This is a genomic window from Paraburkholderia sp. CHISQ3 (assembly GCF_030464945.1).
Lineage (GTDB): Bacteria > Pseudomonadota > Gammaproteobacteria > Burkholderiales > Burkholderiaceae > Paraburkholderia > Paraburkholderia megapolitana.
Window position 1 is genome coordinate 1 of the sequence record NZ_JALPRG010000009.1, and the last position, 17,556, is coordinate 17,556.

The 17,556-nt window shown below is 60.3% G+C and carries 13 protein-coding genes and 1 tRNA gene; 2 read left to right on the forward strand and 12 right to left on the reverse strand.

Annotation, left to right across the window (positions count from 1 at the left end; translation table 11 throughout):
* The 8 genes from M0D65_RS21235 to M0D65_RS21270 all read right to left on the reverse strand — a co-directional run.
* A partial coding sequence (locus M0D65_RS21235) for a hypothetical protein (protein WP_266254441.1) occupies positions 1 to 681 on the reverse strand: 681 nt, incomplete at its 3' end.
* 858 nt (positions 682 to 1,539) lie between these two features.
* Complete coding sequence (locus M0D65_RS21240; RefSeq protein WP_266254442.1) at positions 1,540 to 3,744, reverse strand: OsmC domain/YcaO domain-containing protein; 2,205 nt, start codon at positions 3,742 to 3,744, stop codon at positions 1,540 to 1,542.
* 173 nt (positions 3,745 to 3,917) lie between these two features.
* Positions 3,918 to 4,005, reverse strand: a tRNA-Ile gene (locus M0D65_RS21245).
* A gap of 152 nt (positions 4,006 to 4,157) precedes the next feature.
* Positions 4,158 to 6,566, reverse strand: a complete 2,409-nt coding sequence (gene rpoD / locus M0D65_RS21250) for an RNA polymerase sigma factor RpoD (protein WP_091012696.1) — start codon at positions 6,564 to 6,566, stop codon at positions 4,158 to 4,160.
* A gap of 78 nt (positions 6,567 to 6,644) precedes the next feature.
* Positions 6,645 to 8,504 (reverse strand): DNA primase, encoded by a 1,860-nt coding sequence (gene dnaG / locus M0D65_RS21255; RefSeq protein WP_266254443.1) that lies wholly within the window; start codon positions 8,502 to 8,504, stop codon positions 6,645 to 6,647.
* Positions 8,505 to 8,575: 71 nt separating this feature from the next.
* A complete protein-coding gene (locus M0D65_RS21260) occupies positions 8,576 to 9,022 on the reverse strand; it encodes a GatB/YqeY domain-containing protein (protein WP_266254444.1) in 447 nt (148 codons plus the stop codon).
* 252 nt (positions 9,023 to 9,274) lie between these two features.
* Positions 9,275 to 9,487, reverse strand: coding sequence for a 30S ribosomal protein S21 (gene rpsU / locus M0D65_RS21265; RefSeq protein WP_091012690.1), 213 nt, complete (start codon positions 9,485 to 9,487; stop codon positions 9,275 to 9,277).
* Between the two features lie 68 nt (positions 9,488 to 9,555).
* Positions 9,556 to 10,773: an NAD(P)/FAD-dependent oxidoreductase gene (locus tag M0D65_RS21270; RefSeq protein WP_266254445.1), complete on the reverse strand. Its 1,218-nt coding sequence runs from the start codon at positions 10,771 to 10,773 to the stop codon at positions 9,556 to 9,558.
* A 103-nt stretch (positions 10,774 to 10,876) separates the two neighbouring features.
* On the opposite strand from M0D65_RS21270, the gene tsaD reads away from it, so the two are divergent.
* On the forward strand, positions 10,877 to 11,902 hold the full coding sequence (gene tsaD, locus M0D65_RS21275) for a tRNA (adenosine(37)-N6)-threonylcarbamoyltransferase complex transferase subunit TsaD (RefSeq protein ID WP_266254446.1): 1,026 nt from the start codon (positions 10,877 to 10,879) through the stop codon (positions 11,900 to 11,902).
* Positions 11,903 to 11,969: 67 nt separating this feature from the next.
* Here tsaD and folE2 read toward each other — a convergent pair whose 3' ends face one another.
* The 4 genes from folE2 to M0D65_RS21295 form a co-directional block, all read right to left on the reverse strand.
* Positions 11,970 to 12,776: a GTP cyclohydrolase FolE2 gene (gene folE2 / locus M0D65_RS21280; RefSeq protein WP_266254447.1), complete on the reverse strand. Its 807-nt coding sequence runs from the start codon at positions 12,774 to 12,776 to the stop codon at positions 11,970 to 11,972.
* Positions 12,777 to 12,943: 167 nt separating this feature from the next.
* Entirely contained in the window at positions 12,944 to 14,854 is a 1,911-nt protein-coding gene (gene dxs / locus M0D65_RS21285) for a 1-deoxy-D-xylulose-5-phosphate synthase (protein ID WP_266254448.1), read from the reverse strand.
* Positions 14,855 to 14,950: 96 nt separating this feature from the next.
* Positions 14,951 to 15,832, reverse strand: a complete 882-nt coding sequence (locus M0D65_RS21290; protein ID WP_266254449.1) for a polyprenyl synthetase family protein — start codon at positions 15,830 to 15,832, stop codon at positions 14,951 to 14,953.
* Complete coding sequence (locus M0D65_RS21295; RefSeq protein WP_091012678.1) at positions 15,829 to 16,137, reverse strand: exodeoxyribonuclease VII small subunit; 309 nt, start codon at positions 16,135 to 16,137, stop codon at positions 15,829 to 15,831. Before M0D65_RS21295 ends, M0D65_RS21290 begins: the two co-directional genes overlap by 4 nt.
* Positions 16,138 to 16,427: 290 nt before the next feature.
* Here M0D65_RS21295 and M0D65_RS21300 point away from each other — a divergent pair, with 290 nt between their 5' ends.
* Positions 16,428 to 17,537, forward strand: a complete 1,110-nt coding sequence (locus tag M0D65_RS21300; RefSeq protein WP_266254450.1) for an aromatic ring-hydroxylating dioxygenase subunit alpha — start codon at positions 16,428 to 16,430, stop codon at positions 17,535 to 17,537.
* Positions 17,538 to 17,556: the final 19 nt, after the last annotated feature.

A 17,556-nucleotide genomic window follows, 5' to 3' on the forward strand; every position in this document is an offset into this window, starting at 1 on the left:
GGGGTGGGTCAGATTTAGATGAAATCGGTGGGTTAAGACTCGGTGGAAATCAACATGTGCGCCCCATTGAGCAAGCGACTCCTTCCCGCCCGGGCCTATCGGTGCCGACTGATAGTGCAGCACGCCGCGCTGGGCAGGCCATTTCGGGTTCGAGGTATCGGACTTGAGCCAGACCGTCACTACCGACTCTGAATCGAAGCTGCGGAAGTCCATGCTCAGCGTGTATCGCGGGACGATAAGCAGCAGTGCCTGGCCCGGCTGCAAGTCGTTGCGCAACTGAGCAAGCTTGTCGTTCGAGAAGGCGCGCGGCGTCGTAGTGAATTTACCCACCTTGATCGGATAGGTCGCCAGTCCACGCTCGATTGAATCGTCGAACTCCTTTCGATAGTCTACGTCCTCGATCGCGGCGTAGAAGGGCGCGAGCGCCTGCTGCGATTCGTTCACGCGGTGGTTCGTCACCTTGCTGTCGATGACGGCGCCGATAAGGCCACCACCGAGTGCGGCGCTCACATTGGACGGTTGCACGGCGGCGATCACTTCGTCCTGTACCACGACCACGTAAGCCGTGAGTTCCGTAATCTTGCCGCGCTGTTCTGGTGTGAGACTAGAACGCATCGGGGCGGCACAAGCGCCTAGCAACAGCGCAATGGAAAGTATTGCGCCGAGTCGCAGTTGGTACATAACAGGTTTTCCCCTCGCTGATGTATAAAAGTTCTTTGCTGCACGGTCTGTCGGACCATGTGATTAACATTGCCACCCGGTCCAGACAACCTACTGGTGTTCGTCGCGCGGTCTGACGCACTTCATTCGCAACGTCCCCAGCAATCGCATTGGCGGCAACTCCGTGCCAGTCGAAAGGCGTCACAGGTAGCCGACGGCCATGACCCGGGCGCGATATAGAGGGAACAGACTTTGATTGGAACAATCGCAGTCAGAACACGGAAGGAATGTCAGACCACGATCGGGTTGAATACTGCATAAGCTCACGCGAGATACTGACTAACCGGCCTATTGGCATCGTCAATCCCAAAACCGGCGTGCAGACAATAAAACCCGTCCAGAGCAGGTTGCTCATTATTCTTGACGCCAGATCGAGATGCATGGAATTCCCCGGGATCACGCAGTGTTTCTTTGATTGATTTCTTTTTATGACGAGCTCAGACGTGTGAATCGCTACACTCGTGCTCTCACTCACTATTGCGGCGGAGTCTAGCAGTAATATTTAATCCCAATCAAGAAGACATTATCAAAATGTGCTAAAGATGAAATAGAGAGCCAGCAAGCGGAGGCGCTTGAGATGAGTAGTGTGAAGGATGTGTTCGTGCAGGCTGGTGCGTGGGTGAACAACCGCGCGGAAAGCTGGTATCGGTGGAGCCCGGCGAAAATACAGTCCGCAGGCAAATCTCGTCTTTGCCGCTCTCACCTGTCGATAACCGGGCCGACACATTCGGACTGGTCATTCGTATCTGGCCATCGACGCTGATGCACGCCGGGCTGGGGGATGAGTCGCATCATCCCATCCAGCCATGACTCGTCAACCTAACCCGCTGTAGCGGCCACATTGGCCCGCGCCTTATGCAGTTTCCTGTAACTGTCGATCAGGCGGTGGTGCCTGTCGAGACCTTCCAGTTTCATACTCGTTGGCGTGAGCCCATAGAAACGCACGCTGCCGTCCACTGATCCCATTACCGCGTCCATCCGGGCATTGCCAAACATGCGACGGAAGTTGACCGCGTAGTCGTCCAGTTCCAGGTCGTCATCGAGCAGCACCTCTAGCACCACATTCAAGGCCTGGTAAAACAATCCGCGTTCGACCGAGTTGTCGTTGTACTGCAGGAAGGCACCCACCAGCTCTTGCGCCGCCTCGAATTGCTGCAAGGCGAGATGAATCAGTAGCTTCAACTCGAGAACGGTTAGCTGCCCCCAGTTGGTATTCTCGTCAAATTCGATGCCGATCAAAGTGGCGATATCGGAGTGCTCATCGAGGTCGCTGTTATCCAGTCGCTCAAGCAATGCTGCCAGACCTGCATCGTCGAGGCGATGCAGGTTCAAGATATCGGCGCGGAATAACAGCGCCTTGTTGGTGTTATCCCAGATCAAATCCTCTACCGGGTAAACTTCCGAATACCCGGGCACCAGAATCCGGCAGGCCGCGGTACCCAGTTGGTCATACACCGCCATGTACACTTCTTTACCCATGTCTTCGAGAATTCCGAACAACGTTGCGGCTTCCTCGGCATTGGAGTTTTCACCCTGGCCAGAAAAATCCCACTCGACAAACTCGTAATTCGCTTTGGCGCTGAAAAAACGCCACGACACCACACCGCTGGAATCAATGAAGTGCTCAACAAAGTTATTGGGTTCAGTCACGGCGTTACTGACAAAGGTCGGCTGAGGCAAATCGTTCAGGCCTTCAAAACTGCGCCCCTGTAGCAATTCCGTCAGGCTTCGTTCCAGCGCCACCTCGAAGCTTGGGTGAGCACCAAACGAGGCAAAGACACCGCCTGTCCGCGGGTTCATCAAGGTCACACACATCAGCGGATAAATCCCACCCAGCGACGCATCCTTCACCAGCACCGGAAAGCCCTGCTCTTCCAACCCGCGAATCCCGGCCAGAATGCCAGGGTATTTCGCCAGCACTTCGTGCGGCACATCAGGCAATGCGATTTCACCTTCCAGAATTTCACGCTTGACCGCCCGCTCAAAAATTTCGGACAGGCATTGCACCTGCGCTTCGGCCAGCGTATTACCCGCACTCATGCCATTGCTGACGAACAGATTCTCGATCAGGTTGGACGGGAAATACACGACTTCGCCGTCCGACTGCCGCACAAACGGTAGCGAACAGATACCACGCTGCGTATTGCCGGAGTTGGTGTCGTACAGATGCGAGCCACGCAACTCGCCATCGGGGTTATAAATTTCCAGGCTGTACGCATCCAGAATTTCGGCCGGCAGCGCATCCTTGCGGCCAGGCTTGAACCAGCGCTCGTCTGGGTAATGTACGAACGCCGCATTGGCAATGTCTTCGCCCCAGAACGCACCGCCATAGAAGTGATTGCAATTCAGGCGCTCGATAAACTCTCCCAGTGCCGAAGCCAACGCGCTTTCTTTGGTTGCCCCCTTGCCATTGGTAAAACACATCGGCGAATGCGCATCGCGGATATGCAGCGACCACACATTGGGTACGATATTGCGCCACGAAGCGATTTCAATCTTCATGCCGAGGTCGGCCAACTTGCCCGACATGTTGGCGATGGTTTGCTCCAACGGCAGATCCTTGCCCGCAATATAGGTGCTGACGTCGGAAGCCGGCTTCAACGTCAGCAAGGACTGAGCATCGGCATCGAGGCTCTCTACCTCTTCGATGACAAACTCGGGTCCGGCCTGCACCACTTTCTTCACCGTACAACGCTCGATGGAGCGCAAGATACCCCGGCGGTCTGCTTCCAGGATATCCGGCGGCAACTCAACCTGAATCTTGAAGATCTGTTGGTAGCGATTTTCCGGATCGACAATATTGTTCTGCGACAGGCGGATATTTTCGGTTGGAATATTGCGAGTTACGCAGTACAGCTTCACAAAGTAAGCTGCACACAAGGCCGATGAGGCCAGAAAATAATCGAAGGGCCCCGGCGCCGAGCCATCGCCCTTGTAGCGGATAGGCTGGTCGGCCACCACCGTGAAGTCATCGAACTTGGCTTCAAGACGTAGCTTGTCGAGAAAGTTGACTTTAATTTCCATGGTGGAGCCCTAAAAATGGTGCAGCCGCTATTATCCGTCGCCAGGTGCAGTTCCATCGGTTGTGTTGCGATAGAGCGGCCGGGGCGAGCAAGTCAATCTTGAGTGTGAGGAATTGTCCAACAGAAACCTGGGAGATTCAGACAGAACGTCTGGAATCGTGCTGGAACTGTGTGTGGTGGGCCGGGTGGGATTCGAACCCACGGTGTCATTTCTGAGGCGGATTATGAGTCCGCTGCCTGCAACCAGCACGGCGTCCGGCCCGAAACGAAAAGACCCGGTTGAGTCCGGGTCTGTGTTCATAGACTGCGCGACATCTTACATGAAAAAGGGACCTCCGTGGATCGCTCTGCTTGCGCAAAACGACCGGGAGGTCCCTGGTGCGTGGCGTTATCGCTGATAGACGCCGCGTACGATCAATTGCCTTCGAGGAACGACTTCAGCTTGTCCGAACGGCTCGGGTGACGCAGCTTGCGCAGCGCCTTCGCCTCGATCTGGCGAATCCGCTCACGTGTCACGTCGAACTGCTTGCCGACTTCTTCAAGCGTATGGTCGGTGCTCATTTCGATACCGAAACGCATCCGCAGAACCTTCGCTTCACGCGGCGTCAACGAATCGAGCACATCCTTCACGACATCGCGCATGCTTGCATGCAGCGCGGCATCGGCCGGTGCGACCGTGTTCGTATCCTCGATGAAATCGCCCAGATGCGAATCGTCGTCGTCACCGATCGGCGTTTCCATCGAGATCGGTTCCTTCGCGATCTTCATGATCTTGCGGATCTTGTCTTCCGGCATCTCCATCTTTTCAGCCAGCGTTGCCGGATCCGGCTCAAGACCGGTTTCCTGCAGGATCTGCCGCGAAATACGGTTCATCTTGTTGATCGTTTCGATCATGTGAACCGGAATCCGGATCGTGCGCGCCTGGTCCGCAATCGAACGCGTAATGGCCTGACGGATCCACCATGTCGCGTACGTCGAGAACTTGTAGCCGCGGCGATATTCGAACTTGTCCACCGCCTTCATCAGGCCGATATTGCCTTCCTGGATCAGGTCGAGGAACTGCAAGCCGCGGTTCGTGTACTTCTTCGCAATCGAGATCACGAGACGCAGGTTGGCCTCGGTCATCTCGCGCTTCGCCTGACGCGCCTTCAGTTCGCCGGCCGCCATCTGACGGTTGGTTTCCTTCAGGTCCTTCAGCGGCAGCACGACACGCGCCTGCAGATCCAGCAAACGTTGCTGCTGTTCGCGGATCGCGGGAATGTTCCGCGTGAGGATCGCGCTGTACGCATGTCCTTCGGCAACAATCTTTTCGGACCATTCGAGATCCGTTTCGCTACCGGGGAAACGCGCGATGAACTCGGCACGCGGCATGCCGCACTTATCGACGACCGTATGCAGGATCTGACGCTCGACCTGACGCACTTCGTCCACCTGTGCACGCAACGTGTCGCACAGACGCTCGACGGTACGCGCGGTGAAGCGGATGGTCATCAGTTCGTTCTGGATCGTTTCCTGCGCCTTCAGATACGCCTTCGACTTGTAGCCTTCTTTCTCGAACGCGCGACGCATCTTGTCGAACCATTCGCTGATCGACGCGAATTTTTCGAGCGAGGCACGCTTCAACGCTTCGAGCTGGGCCGCGTTGGCCGTAGCCTGCGCGGTGCCGTCGTCGTCTTCCTCTTCCTCTTCGCTGGCTTCCTCTTCTTCGACCTCGTTCTCGATTTCTTCCGCTTCCTGCGCGGAGAAACCATCCGCGTCTGCAGCGTTGTCATCGATGAGGCCGTCGACGAGTTCGTCGATGCGGATCTCTTCGTTCGCGACGCGCTCGGCATTCGCGAGGATTTCCGCGATTGTCGTCGGGCATGCGGAGATCGCCATGACCATGTGCTTCAGGCCATCTTCGATACGCTTCGCGATCTCGATTTCGCCTTCGCGCGTCAGCAGCTCGACCGTGCCCATTTCGCGCATGTACATGCGGACCGGGTCGGTCGTGCGGCCGAATTCGGAGTCGACGGTGGAGAGCGCGACTTCTGCTTCTTCCTCGACTTCGTCGTCGGACGATGCCGCCGGCGCGTTGTCGTTCAGCAGCAGTGTTTCGGCATCGGGCGCCTGTTCATAAACGGCCACGCCCATGTCGTTAAACGTACTGATGATGCCTTCGATCGCCTCGGTCTCGGCAAAATTATCCGGGAGGTGATCGTTGATTTCGGCGTACGTCAGGAAGCCGCGTTCCTTGCCGAGCTTGATCAGCGCGCGCAGTTTCGCGCGACGCTCTTCGAGTTCTTCGGCGGTGCCGGGTTGGGTGGACGCGAACGCATCCTTCAGCAGCGCTTTTTCCTTCGCGCGGCGGTCGCGTGCCTTGGCCTTTTCGACCTTGCCTGGAACCGCGGCGGGTTCCTCGGTTTGGGGTGCGTCATCGACGGATACTTCGTTCAGCTTTTTCGTCATGGAGTTCGCCGTACTGGCTATAGTCTCGACTCGCGGCTGCTGGACAACAGCCGGTTGAACCGTGGATACTGGAGTCTCGCGCGCTGCCGCATCGTCCTGCGCGGCAGCCGCTTCCCTTGCGCTTCTGGAACTCGGCCGCTTCGTAGCCGGTTGCGCGGCTTTCGCCGACGCTTTGGCCACCGGTTTCACAACGCTTTCCGGTGCCGCTCGCGCGGCAGAAGTGGTCGAGGGTTTCTTCCCCGCAGCAGGCGTAACGCTTGTGGCCGACGCTTTTTTCGCGGGAGTAGCGGGTCTGGCCGATGTGACCTTTCTGGTCGGCTCCTCAGAGCCTTTGCCTGTACCTGTCGCTGTCTTTCCGCCTGTAGTCTTTGCCATTGCAATTCGCCTTTTGCCTTGGAAAACAAACCGCTGAAAACCTTTTATTATAGCACCTCGGTTTCAGCCCCTCTCTGCTTACAGCCCGAGCTGACGTTTCATGTCAGCCCGTTTCTGATTCAATTCCGTCAGTTCCACGAATTCTTCGGGGGTATGTTTCGACTGCCGCGACAGCTGTTCGAGCCGGTCGCAGTACGCGTCGTAACGCATCTTCAGGATCGCCGCCTTCAGTTCCTCGCCCGCCAGCCGCTCGTGCTCGCGGCGCTCTTCAGCAACGTTGGTATCCTCCGGATCCTTTAGCAACAGATCCCGGACGTTTTCATCATAGTCCAGAATTTCGCGAAAGATTTCCTCGAAGGTGGGGGCGTTTTCCCCATTCCGCAACAGGTCCGAAAGCAACTGGAACTCAGCCGCTTCGCCCAGTGCGCGAGCATGTGTAGCCACTTCCTCGAACAACTCGCCGTGCCGGGTAATGGTCACCAGTGCGTGCTCAGTATCGTCATCGAGTGTCGCAACGATGCGCGGATGCATGACCAGATTGCGCAACGCCCGCTGCTCGATCCCGGTCACGCTGCGGCGGTCCTTACGGGCCGGCGCGCTGCGCGCTGCGGCGGCAATCCGCGCATCGACCTCGCACAGCGCCGCCACTTCGTCGAACGGCACATCGAGCCGGTCCGCGAACATATGCATGATCTGCGCCCGCAATGCGTTGGCCGGCAACGCCTGCAGCAACGGCTTAGCGTCGAAGAGCGCGCGTGCGCGGCCTTCCGGCTGGTCCAGCTCCTTGCCCGCCAGCACTTCGTTCAACATGAACTGCGACAGCGGCATCGCCCGTTCGACCTGCTCGGCAAAGCCCTCTGTGCCAAACTCGCGCACATAGCTGTCCGGATCGTGCTCGGATGGCAGGAACAGAAAGCGGATCGTACGGTTGTCCGCCGCGTGCGGCAAACACGCATCGAGCGCACGCCTTGCAGCGCGCCGCCCCGCCGAATCGCCGTCGAAGCTGAAAATCACCGTCTCGGTCTGGCGCATCAGTTTCTGCACATGAATCGGCGTGCAGGCCGTGCCGAGCGTCGCCACGGCGTTCTGGAAACCGAGCTGCGCAAGCGCCACCACATCCATGTAGCCTTCGACCACCAGCACATAATGCTGTTCGCGAATCGCAAGCCGCGCCTCGAACAGGCCGTACAGCTCGCTACCCTTGTTAAATAGCGGCGTTTCCGGCGAATTCAAATACTTGGGCTCACCGCCGTCCAGCACCCGGCCGCCGAAGCCGATCACCTGGCCCTTCACATTGCGGATCGGGAACATGATCCGCTCGCGGAACCGGTCGTAGCGGCGCGCCTCGCCTTGCGTATCAGCCTTTTCACTGACGATAACGAGCCCCGCTTCGACCAGCGCATCGTCCCGATAGTTGGGGAATGTCGCTTCGAGGCTCTGCCAGCCGTCGGGCGCATAGCCGAGCCCGAAACGGGCCGCGATTTCGCCGGTCAGGCCGCGCTTCTTGAGGTACTCGATTGCATTCGGCGCCCCGCGCAACTGCTTGCGGTAAAAGTCGCAGGCGACCTGCATTACGTCTGACAACGCCGTCGTCACCGCCTTCGATGCCGCCGGCGCATAGCCACCGTTACCGCGTGCCAGCGACTCCTCACGCGGCACCGTCAACCCGACCGACTGCGCGAGATCGTTGACCGCTTCGGGGAACGTCAGACCCGCATGCTCCATCAGAAAACCGATGGCCGTGCCATGCGCGCCGCACCCGAAGCAGTGATAGAACTGCTTAGTCGGACTAACGGTGAACGAAGGGCTCTTCTCGTTATGAAACGGGCACAGCCCCATGAAATTCGCCCCACCCTTTTTCAGCTGGACGTACTTGCCCACCACGTCGACGATATCGACGCGGTTGAGCAGGTCCTGCAGAAACGAGTGCGGAATCACGTTATACGACGATGCCCTGAAAACAGACAGGCCACGCGGCTCGCCTGAGTCGCATGGCCTGAAACCGGAAGTTACTTGCTGAGCGCGGCTTTAACCTGCGCGGAGACTGCCGTCATGTCAGTACGGCCCGCCAGCTTCGGCTTCAGCACACCCATTACCTTGCCCATGTCCTGCGGGCCGGCGGCACCGGTCTGCGCGACAGCAGCCTGCACCTCGGCAGCGACTTCGTCAGCGGACAGTTGCGCGGGCATATACGCCGACAGCACGACCAGTTCAGCGTTTTCCTTGGCGACGAGATCGTCGCGGCTGGCCGCTTCGAACTGGCTGATCGAATCTTTCCGCTGCTTGATCATCTTGTCGATCACAGCGGTCACGGCTGCGTCGTCGAGCGTGATGCGCTCGTCGACTTCACGCTGCTTGATCGCGGCCAGCAGCAGGCGGATCGTGCCGAGACGCTCGGTCTCGCGCGCCCGCATGGCCGCTTTCATGTCCTCAGTGATCTGTTCCTTGAGACTCATTGCTCACCTGATGCGTTGGAAGTTGCAAAAAACACGGAAAAGCACCGACAGACACGGAAAGCTTCATGCATCAACACAAAAACCCGCTTGGGAGTGTCCTCAAGCGGGTCGGCGCAATTGCGCGTAGTGGATGCGGCCTTACCATGACGGCCTCGCAGGCCTGGCTGTTCCGCTTGCGGCGCCGTGGGGTGCCGCCGGTTGCCGGTTGGTGGATCCGCCGCCGGAAGCCCGTGGGCTGCGGCAACGCCAGAATCAGTAAAACTTCTTTGGCAGCATCTGGCTGCGCAACCGCTTGAAATGACGCTTCACCGCTGCCGCCTTCTTGCGCTTACGTTCGGCCGTTGGCTTCTCGTAAAACTCGCGCGCCCGAAGTTCGGTCAACAAACCGTTCTTCTCGATCGTGCGCTTGAAACGACGCATCGCGACTTCGAAGGGTTCGTTCTCTTTTAAGCGGACAGTCGTCATTTTTCAATAACGGAGCTTGGCAAAGATTGACGATTATAGCAGACGTTCTGCACAAAGACACGGTCTCGTCAAGCCCCGCGAACCTGCTCCGCGGCGGCCTGGCCCGCTGCTACGCCGGAAGCCCACGCCCACTGGAAGTTGTAGCCGCCGAGCCAGCCCGTGACGTCGACGGCCTCGCCGATAAAGTACAGCCCGGGCACCCGGGCGCTCATCATCGTCGAGGACGACAGCTCCCGCGTATCGACGCCGCCTCGTGTGACTTCGGCCTTGCGGTAGCCTTCGGTGCCGTTCGGCGTGAGCGTCCAGCGCGACAGCGCCTCACCGATACCGCGCAAGGTGCGATCCGGTAGATCGGCCACTCGGGCGTCGGCGGCAACCCGATGGGTCTCCAGCCAGACATGGGCAAGCCGCGCCGGCACCCAGTCGGCCAGCAGGTTGGCGATCTGGCGCTTCGAGCCGGCCTTCGCCTCCAGCAGAGCAGTCTCGGCGTCATGCTCGGGCAGCAAATCCACGTGGATCGGCTCGCCCGGTTGCCAGAAGCTCGAAATCTGCAGCACGCCAGGGCCCGATAGCCCGCGGTGGGTGAGCAGCAGGTCCTCGACGAACTCACCGCCCGTCTTCTTCCCGCCGGTGCTGACCCGGACCTCAAGCGACACGCCCGACAACGCCGCAAACGGCGCCCAGTCGGTGGCCGAAAAGGTCAGCGGGACGAGCGCCGGGCGCGTATCGATCAGCTTGTGGCCAAACTGTTTTGCCAGACGATAGGCAAAGTCGGTGGCGCCGATCTTTGGGATCGAGAGACCACCGGTGGCGATTACCAGTGCGCGGGCGCCAATCTGGCCTGCACCAGTATCGAGCGTGAAGCCGTTGTCCGCGTTGCGCGTGACCTGTTCGACCGCAAGTGGCCGGCGCCATGTGATCCCACCCGCGTCGCACTCGTTTTTCAGCACGTCGATAACGGCGTCGCTCGACTGGTCGCAGAACAGCTGCCCTTTGTGCTTTTCATGCCATGTGACGCGATGGCGCTTGAGCAGCGCCATGAAATCGCGAGGCGTATAGCGGGCCAGCGCCGAGCGGCAAAAATGCGGGTTCGCGGACAGATAATTGGCCGGCCCCGCGTGCAGATTCGTGAAGTTGCAGCGACCGCCGCCTGAAATGCGGATTTTCTCCGCGAGGCGAGGCGCATGGTCGATCAACACGACGCGCCGCCCGAGCTGGCCGGCGACTGCCGCACACATCATGCCCGCCGCGCCTGCGCCGATGACCGCGATATCGAAAGATTCCATGGCGCGCATTGTACCTGCGGCCCTTTTCCCCCACTGCTATACTTTCAGGCTTCTTTCTGACCTTGTGGACGCCCGCTCCGGCGCCCTGCTCCACCCACCGACCATGCTCGTTCTCGGCATCGAAAGCTCCTGCGACGAAACCGGCCTTGCGCTCTACGACACCGAGCGCGGTCTGCTTGCGCACGCGTTGCATTCGCAGATAGCCATGCATCGGGAGTACGGCGGTGTAGTGCCGGAGCTTGCGTCGCGCGATCACATCCGGCGCGCACTGCCGCTGCTTGAAGAAGTGCTCGCGCAATCGGGCCGGGCGCGCAGCGACATCGATGCCATTGCCTATACGCAAGGACCGGGTCTTGCAGGCGCGCTGCTAGTAGGCGCCAGTATCGCCAACGCGCTCGCGATGGCATGGGACAAACCGACCGTCGGCATCCATCATCTCGAAGGGCACCTGCTGTCGCCGCTGCTCGTGGACGAACCGCCGCCGTTTCCGTTCGTGGCACTGCTGGTTTCCGGCGGACACACGCAGTTGATGCGCGTCACAGATGTCGGCGTTTACGAAACACTCGGCGAAACCCTCGACGACGCCGCCGGCGAAGCCTTCGACAAAACCGCCAAGCTACTCGGCCTCGGCTACCCAGGCGGCCCGGAAGTCTCGCGAATGGCGGAATTCGGCACGCCAGGCGCCGTCGTGCTGCCAAGGCCGATGCTGCATTCCGGCGATCTCGACTTCAGCTTCAGCGGCCTCAAGACCGCGGTACTCACTCACGTGAAGAAGCTCGGCACCAACGTCTGCGAACAGGACAAGGCCGATCTCGCGCGCGGTTTCGTCGACGCGGCCGTCGATGTGCTCGTAGCGAAATCGCTTGCAGCGCTCAAGCGCACGCAGCTCAAGCGGCTCGTCGTGGCGGGCGGTGTGGGTGCGAACCGGCAACTGCGCGATGCGTTGTCGGCGGCGGCGAAAAAGCGCGGCTTCGATGTCCACTACCCGGACCTGTCGCTGTGCACCGACAACGGCGCGATGATCGCGCTGGCAGGCGCGCTGCGGCTGCAGCGCTGGCCATCGCAGGCGGGCAAGGACTACGCGTTCACCGTGAAGCCGCGCTGGGATCTGGCGTCGCTCGCGCGATAAACGCCGCGCCGTAAACGAAAAAGCGGCCGCTATAACGGCCGCTCTTCCACTAAAACGAACGCTACGGTTAACGCACGCGCTTGTCGTGTTCGATCAGTGCATACGCGCTGTGGTTGTGGATCGACTCGAAATTCTCGGCTTCAAGTACATACGCAACGATGCGCGCATCCGCGTTCAACCGTTGCGCAACGTCACGCACCAGGTCTTCAACAAACTTCGGATTCTCATAGGCACGCTCGGTCACGAACTTCTCGTCCGGCCGCTTGAGCAGGCCCCACAGTTCGCACGACGCTTCCTCTTCGGCGATACGGATCAGTTCTTCCACTGCTACGTCGCCGGCAAGTTCCGCATCGATCGTCACGTGCGAGCGCTGGTTGTGCGCACCGTACTGCGAGATCTTCTTCGAGCACGGGCACAGGCTCGTCACGGGCACGAGGACCTTCAGGAACACGCGCGTCACGCCGTGGCGCGTTTCGCCGGTCAGCGTCACTTCGTAATCGAGCAGGCTCCGCACGCCCGACACGGGCGCCACCTTGCTGACGAAATACGGGAACGAAACTTCGATACGCCCCGCCTCAGCCTCGAGCTTTTCGAGCATCGAGGCGAGCATCGTGCGAAACGCCGTTGTATCGAGCGGCACGCGATTCTCTTCGAGCAGCGCGACGAAGCGCGACATATGCGTACCCTTCTGGTCGGCGGGCAGATGGACATCGAGGTTCCATGTACCGACAGTAGGCTGCGCTTCGCCCGTTTGCGTGCGGACGGTGACCGGATGTCGCACCGCCTTCACACCGACCCGTTGAATCGGAATCTGGCGCGTATCGAGCGTGCTCTGCACGTCGGGCATCACAAAGGCGGGATTCATCTGGTTCATCTTCATGTCCTCACGAGTCGCGCGGCTATGAACATATAACGGCGCGAACGCCGCTCTATTCCATTGCTCATGCAACGGCAAACGCCGGCACATGCCGGCGCTGCATGATGGGCTGCGCAGCCCATCGATTCAAGTTGGAGTTTGCTATGACCGGGATAGCGAGCGCGTCACGCGACGCGTTTCACCGACTGGCCTGCAACGGCCCCGGCCGCATGATCCTGAAAACGCTCACGGATCGATTTCGCGATACCTGCGCCGTCGAGGCCGCATTCGGCGAGCAACTTCGCAGGATCGCCGTGATCGATGAAGCGATCGGGGAGGCCCAATTGTAGTACGGGGCGGATAACCCCACTCGTCAGCAGGGCTTCCACGCAAGCCGAACCGGCACCGCCCATCACGCAGCCTTCTTCGACTGTGACGATGGCGTCGTGTGTTTCGGCGAGACGGCGAACCAGATCGGCATCGAGCGGCTTCACGAAGCGCATGTTCGCCACCGTCGCATCGAGCTGCTCTGCCGCTGCGAGCGCCGGCGCCACCATCGTGCCGAACGCGAGGATCGCGATGCGCTTGCCAACCGCCTGCGAGCTCTCGCGACGCACTTCACCCTTGCCGAGCGGAATCGCCGCCATCTGCTTGACGGTCGCCACTCCCGTACCAGCGCCACGCGGATAACGCACGGCACTCGGGTTCGGTTGCTGCAACGCCGTGTACAGCATCTGCCGGCATTCGTTCTCGTCCGATGCAGCCATCACCGTCATGTTCGGAATGCAGCGCAGGAACGCGAGATCGTACGCACCCGCGTGCGTCGCGCCATCCGCACCGACGAGACCCGCGCGATCGATCGCGAAGACCACCGGCAGGTTCTGCAATGCGACGTCGTGAATCAACTGGTCGTAGGCGCGCTGCAGGAACGTCGAATAGATTGCAACGACAGGCTTCATGCCGTCGGCGGCCAGACCGCCTGCAAACGTCACTGCGTGCTGCTCGGCAATGCCGACGTCGAAATAGCGATCCGGGAAACGCTTTTCGAATTCGACCATGCCCGAACCTTCGCGCATCGCGGGCGTAATGCCGACCACGCGTGCATCGAGTTCGGCGGCATCGCACAGCCATTCACCGAACACAGTTGTATAGGTCTTCTTGCTAGGCGCTGTCGAAGGCTTGATGCCTTCGGCCGGATTGAACTTGCCGGGACCGTGATACAGCACCGGATCGGCTTCGGCGAGCTTGTAGCCCTGGCCCTTCTTCGTCACGACGTGCAGGAACTGCGGACCGCGCAGTTCCTTGATGTTTTGCAGCGTCGGGATCAGCGAATCGAGATCGTGACCGTCAATCGGGCCGATGTAGTTGAAGCCGAACTCTTCAAACAGCGTAGCCGGCATCACCATGCCCTTCGCGTGTTCTTCGAGTTTGCGCGCGAGGTCGAGCATCGGCGGAGCGACGCGCAGCACACGTTCGACGCCGGCGCGCGCAGCCGCATAGAAGCGACCGGACATCAGACGCGCGAGATGGCGATTCAATGCGCCGACCGGCGGCGAGATCGACATGTCGTTGTCGTTGAGGATTACGAGCAGCGGTACATCGTCGGCGACGCCTGCGTTGTTCATGGCCTCGAAGGCCATGCCCGCGGTCATCGCGCCGTCGCCGATCACGGCAATCGCGTAGCGCTCGTCGTTTTGCAGCTTCGAGGCGATCGCCATACCGAGTGCGGCCGAGATCGACGTGCTCGAATGGGCGGTACCGAACGTGTCGTATTCCGACTCGGTACGACGCGGAAAGCCCGAAATGCCGCCTTGCTGGCGCAGCGAATGCATCTGCTCGCGACGGCCCGTCAGGATCTTGTGCGGATAGGTTTGATGGCCGACATCCCAGACGATCCGGTCGCGCGGCGTGTCGAACACGTAGTGCAACGCGATCGTCAGCTCGACCGTGCCGAGGTTGGACGACAGATGGCCGCCCGTCTGCGATACGCTGTCGAGCACGAAGGCGCGCAACTCGTCTGCAAGCGGTTGCAACTGGCGGCGATCGAGGCGGCGCAAGGCTGCCGGGTCGTCTATGGTTTTCAGCAAGTCGTACATCGTCGTTCCATTGTAGGAAAACTTGCGTGCCCGCACTTCATTCACGCACACCGTAGCGTGATGTGCGCGGCGGCGAGCTTTCGCGTTGATACTGCTTCAGCTCACCCGGTTTACAACCAGATCGGCAAGCTCGGCCAGACGCTGTGCGCGGGCGCCGAACGGCGCGAGCGCTGCATGGGCATCCGCGCGCAACTGCGCGGCCAGCGCACGCGACGCGTCGAGCCCAATGATCGATACGTAGGTCGGCTTGCCGTCCTTCGCATCCTTTCCTGCGGTCTTGCCGAGCGTCGCGGAATCGGTCGTGACGTCGAGAATGTCGTCGACCACCTGAAACGCGAGGCCGACTGCGGCCGCGTATGCATCGAGGGCGCTCATTGCCGCGGCGTCGGGCGCCGTGCCCGCGAGAGCGCCCATGCGGACTGCCGCGCGCAGCAGCGCGCCGGTTTTCTTGCGGTGCATCGTTTCCAGTTGCGGCCGCGTCAGCGTATGGCCGACGCTCGCCAGATCGATGGCCTGACCGCCCGCCATGCCGACCGAGCCGCTCGCGAGCGCCAGTTCGCGTACGAGCGCCGCCTGCTGCGCTGCCGTCAGCACGTCGGCCGTCAGCGCAACGAAAGCCTGCGACTGCAGTGCATCGCCGACCAGCAGTGCCGTCGCTTCGTCATATTTGACGTGTACCGTGGGCTTGCCGCGGCGCAGTGCGTCGTCGTCCATGCATGGCATGTCATCGTGCACGAGCGAGTACACATGGATCATTTCCAGTGCCGCCGATGCCGCTTCGACAGAGGCCGCCTGGGCACCGGTCAACTCGCCCGCTGCGTGGCACAGCAACGGACGCACGCGTTTGCCGCCGCCCATCACGGCGTAGCGCATCGCTTCGTGCAGTTGCGCCGGCTCGATACCCTGTGCCGGCAAATAGTGATCGAGCGCCGTCTCGACACGGTCGAGTACGGCACGCATCCATTCTTCAAAGGTCATAAATCGTCTCCGCTCTCGGCGGCGGTTGTTCCTGCGGGGTTCGTGGACAGCGGCTTCAGCGTCTCGCCATCGAGTACGCGCACTTGCTGTTCCACCTTCTCCAGTTGTTGCTGGCAAAACGCGACAAGCGTCGCGCCTCGCCGGTACGCGCTCAGCGACTCTTCGAGGCTCAGACTGCCGCCTTCCATACGCGCGACCAGTCCTTCCAGTTCCGCGAGCGCTGCCTCGTAATGCTCGGGCAGCGGTGTGCCGTCGACGCCCTGGACAGGCGGAGCAGCGGGGTCTTTCGTTGCGGTCTTCGCCATGAATCGTCGCAAATTTAAAACAAGTCGGACATTCTACGGCAAAAGCGACAATTCCGAGCCGCTCGGGGGCTCACGCCCATTCCACGGGGCTTGTGGAGCGGCGACATAACATCGGAAGAAAATTCTCCATAAGGGCCGGAAGACCGCGAACTTCCTCGATAATTTTGACCCAAATCAGGGACTTAAGTATCCCCAGGAGGGGGAAACAGGTATAATCGCGGGCTCCCTAAATCAATCGAATCTTCGATGGTTGGGTTGTTCACTGCTTTCACGTCTTCACGGGAGTGGGAATGTCCAATCTGAGCAATGCATTGCAGCTGAGATCTGTTCATAGTCAGTTGCCAGTCACGGCTTACTTTGACGAAGCGCTTCTCAAGCGCGAAATCGACACCCTTTTCAAAAAAGGTCCTCGCTACGTCGGGCACGAACTCATGGTGCCGGACGCGGGGAATTATTTTGCCTTGCCCAGCGAGAAAGAGGGCCGGGTGCTCGTACGCAACCAGCAGTCGCAGGTCGAACTGCTGTCGAACGTGTGCCGCCATCGCCAGGCCATCATGCTCAACGGCCGCGGCCAGACGGAGAATATCGTCTGTCCCCTGCATCGCTGGACGTACGATCTGAACGGCCAGCTCCTCGGCGCACCGCATTTCGCGGACAACCCTTGCCTGAATCTCGGCGCCACGCCGCTGCAGAACTGGCAGGGCCTGCTATTCGAGGCGCAGGGCCGCGATGTCGCCAAAGATCTGTCGCGTCTCGGCACGAAGCAGCATTTCGACTTCTCGAACTTCATGTTCGATCACGTCGAAGTCCACGAATGCAACTACAACTGGAAGACCTTCATCGAGGTCTATCTGGAGGATTACCACGTCGTCCCGTTCCATCCGGGTCTCGGCAGCTTCGTGTCGTGCGACGACCTGACCTGGGAATTCGGCGACTGGTATAGCGTGCAGACCGTTGGCGTGCATAACGAGCTCGCGCGTCCGGGTAGCCCGACGTATCGCAAGTGGCACGACGAAGTGTTGCGTTTCCGCGGCGGCGAGCCGCCCGAGTTCGGTGCGATCTGGATGGTGTACTACCCGGGCATCATGATCGAGTGGTATCCGCACGTGCTGGTCGTATCGTGGCTGATTCCGCGCGGGCCGCAACACACCACCAATGTGGTCGAGTTCTATTACCCCGAGGAAATCGCGCTGTTCGAACGCGAATTCGTCGAAGCCGAGCGCGCCGCCTATATGGAAACGGCCCGCGAAGACGACGAGATCGCCGAGCGGATGGACGCCGGCCGACGGGCGTTGATGGAGCGTGGCGAATCGCAGGTTGGTCCGTATCAGAGCCCGATGGAAGACGGTATGCAGCACTTCCACGAGTTTTTGCGGCGCGAACTCGGTGCGATCGCCTGAACCACGCGGCACGCAGACT

Bases quoted from the DNA above. Each gene is read 5' to 3' on its own strand.
- M0D65_RS21240 (WP_266254442.1), bottom strand. From the start codon at position 3,744: ATGGAAATTAAAGTCAACTTTCTCGACAAGCTACGTCTTGAAGCCAAG.
- rpoD (WP_091012696.1), bottom strand. From the start codon at position 6,566: ATGGCAAAGACTACAGGCGGAAAGACAGCGACAGGTACAGGCAAAGGC.
- M0D65_RS21260 (WP_266254444.1), bottom strand. From the start codon at position 9,022: ATGAGTCTCAAGGAACAGATCACTGAGGACATGAAAGCGGCCATGCGG.
- rpsU (WP_091012690.1), bottom strand. From the start codon at position 9,487: ATGACGACTGTCCGCTTAAAAGAGAACGAACCCTTCGAAGTCGCGATG.
- M0D65_RS21270 (WP_266254445.1), bottom strand. From the start codon at position 10,773: ATGGAATCTTTCGATATCGCGGTCATCGGCGCAGGCGCGGCGGGCATG.
- tsaD (WP_266254446.1), top strand. From the start codon at position 10,877: ATGCTCGTTCTCGGCATCGAAAGCTCCTGCGACGAAACCGGCCTTGCG.
- folE2 (WP_266254447.1), bottom strand. From the start codon at position 12,776: ATGAACCAGATGAATCCCGCCTTTGTGATGCCCGACGTGCAGAGCACG.
- dxs (WP_266254448.1), bottom strand. From the start codon at position 14,854: ATGTACGACTTGCTGAAAACCATAGACGACCCGGCAGCCTTGCGCCGC.
- M0D65_RS21290 (WP_266254449.1), bottom strand. From the start codon at position 15,832: ATGACCTTTGAAGAATGGATGCGTGCCGTACTCGACCGTGTCGAGACG.
- M0D65_RS21295 (WP_091012678.1), bottom strand. From the start codon at position 16,137: ATGGCGAAGACCGCAACGAAAGACCCCGCTGCTCCGCCTGTCCAGGGC.
- M0D65_RS21300 (WP_266254450.1), top strand. From the start codon at position 16,428: ATGTCCAATCTGAGCAATGCATTGCAGCTGAGATCTGTTCATAGTCAG.